The 2,256-nt window shown below is 38.4% G+C and carries 2 protein-coding genes; both read right to left on the bottom strand.

Going from position 1 to position 2,256, the window contains the following annotated elements:
* Positions 1–96: 96 nt before the first annotated feature.
* Positions 97–444 (bottom strand): four helix bundle protein, encoded by a 348-nt coding sequence (locus tag H5163_RS20950; RefSeq protein WP_182735886.1) that lies wholly within the window; start codon positions 442–444, stop codon positions 97–99.
* An 808-nt stretch (positions 445–1,252) separates the two neighbouring features.
* Complete coding sequence (galU, locus tag H5163_RS20945; protein ID WP_182735885.1) at positions 1,253–2,164, bottom strand: UTP--glucose-1-phosphate uridylyltransferase GalU; 912 nt, start codon at positions 2,162–2,164, stop codon at positions 1,253–1,255.
* Between the last annotated feature and the right edge of the window lie 92 nt (positions 2,165–2,256).

Below are 2,256 nucleotides of genomic sequence, written 5' to 3'. Positions count from 1 at the left end.
TTAGGTTTTAGGTTTTAGGTTTTAGGTTTTAGGTTTTATCAAAAATAACTATAAAATCAGTGTGGGTAATTAAAAAACTTAAACAATTTAAACGTCTCAGATTCGTTCTTTAATTTTAGAGATTAAGCTCAACAGCATTTTTGATAACTCAGATGTTTCACACAGCCAAAGTTGACCGATATTCGAATCAATATAGTTTATATCAATACCTATATAAATTTGTGTTCTAGCTTCAGCTAAAGAAGAACGAGCAATATCTAAAAAGCGCACTTTTTCTTTATCGCTATCTCGTGTCATTCCCTCAGCAATATTACTAGGTACAGACAATCCGGCACGTGTTAACTGATCTCGAAAACCAAAATCTTTTGTTATTGTTGAATTTTTATAAATATCTGCACTTAAACGAGCAGCTCGTTTCCACACTTCTAAGCTTTCAAAGTTCATCATGTCTATTATCCTTAACAGTAATTTATTTTGAGCTTAGTTTTTATTTAATAAAATACAACCTTAAATTTTTTGCTCTTAATATCTACCTAACACCCAATACCTAACACCTTTGACCTTTTAGCGGTGGCAAGCCATTCGCCTACACGTAATTAAACACCAGAATACAATTTAACACCGTAGGCGTTAAGCTTGCTGACGCTTGTTCTACCTTTAACCTTTGGCCTTTTCGCGGTGGCAAGCCACTCGCCTACACGTAATTAAACACCTGAATACAATTTAACACCGTAGGCGTTAAGCTTGCTGACGCGTGTTCATTAATATCTTTATGAATAAATCAATTAAAATCTTTCGCGGCTAAAGCCGGCTCCTACGAAAACCATTTGCACAAAGAGAAGACAATGAGTGTAAATGAGAAAGCAAAGGGCTTCGAGCACCTAGGTCCTAGTCACTTCCCTAGAACCGTGTACCGTTGTCTTCCAATCCCCTTTGACCTTTTCGCGGTGGCAAGCCACTCGCCTACACGTAATTAAACACTAGCATACAATTTAACACCGTAGGCGTTAAGCTTGGTGACGCGTATTCATTAATATCTTTATGAATAACAATTAAAATCTTTCGCGGCTAAAGCCGGCTCCTACGATAAATTTACACCCTGTAGGAAATGGCTTTAGCCATGAGTTTTTAAACCCGCGGCATAAAGCCCCGTCTACTCTTAACCCTAACACTGTGCTTGATTTAATCTCTACCTAAAACCTAAAACCTAACACCTAGAACCTTTGTCTTCCTAGCCCCTAAAACCTAAATCTTACACAGCTTTTAAATGGCTTGGTTTTTTAGGGTTAACTAACTCTGTTACAAAGTTTGTAAAGTCAACGCCTAAATTTTGATCACGCATGCTGTATTCAACAATTGCTTTTAAATAACCTAATTTATCACCACAGTCATGAGCTCGGCCACTCATATGGAATGCCTCAACCGTTTCAATTTTCATCAGCATATCAATAGCGTCGGTTAATTGGATTTCGCCACCTGCGCCAACCGGAGTTTTATCAAGTAGTTGCCAAATAGTTTTTGACAGCACATAGCGGCCAACAACAGCTAAGTTCGATGGTGCATCTTCAACACGTGGTTTTTCAACCATGGTTTTTATTTTTGCACTTTCACCCGCAGTAATTACAGCGCCATTTATATCAGCTATGCCGTACTTACATACATCTTGCTCAGGTACTGGTTCAAGCATAATTTGGCTTGCTGATGTTGCTTTAAAACGAGCAATCATAGCAGCTAAATTTGCAGTTTTTTGATCTGCAGTATATGCATCAAGTATTACATCAGGCAGTAAAACCACAAAATCATCATTACCAATGATTGGTTTCGCACATAATACAGCATGCCCCAAACCTTTAGCTTCACCTTGGCGTACGTGAAGAATAGTTACATCAGGCGGGCAAATAGAACGCACTTCGTCAAGTAACTTACGCTTTACGCGTTTTTCAAGTGTCGCTTCAAGCTCAAAGCTAGTATCAAAATGATTTTCAATCGCATTTTTAGAGCTGTGGGTAACAAGCACGATTTCTTTAATACCGGCCGCAACACACTCATTCACTATATATTGAATAAGCGGCTTATCAACCAGTGGCAGCATTTCTTTTGGGATTGCTTTAGTCATTGGCAACATCCGTGTACCAAGTCCAGCAACGGGGATAACAGCTTTCATAGTTAGTCCTTTATTTAATATTTAATTCAATTAGTTTCAATCTAACAGCACAAAGCTTTATAGGGAGTGAATGAGTTCGGGCTTCGGGCTTC

The sequence above is a fragment of the Pseudoalteromonas sp. SG44-8 genome (assembly GCF_014164125.1).
Lineage (GTDB): Bacteria > Pseudomonadota > Gammaproteobacteria > Enterobacterales > Alteromonadaceae > Pseudoalteromonas > Pseudoalteromonas rhizosphaerae.
The sequence above is the reverse complement of the archived record's forward strand: the minus strand, read 5'-3'. Positions and strand labels throughout refer to the sequence as shown.

What these genes read in the sequence shown, in the direction of transcription:
- H5163_RS20950 (WP_182735886.1), bottom strand. Translation starts at nt 444, where the DNA reads ATGAACTTTGAAAGCTTAGAAGTGTGGAAACGAGCTGCTCGTTTAAGT.
- galU (WP_182735885.1), bottom strand. Translation starts at nt 2,164, where the DNA reads ATGAAAGCTGTTATCCCCGTTGCTGGACTTGGTACACGGATGTTGCCA.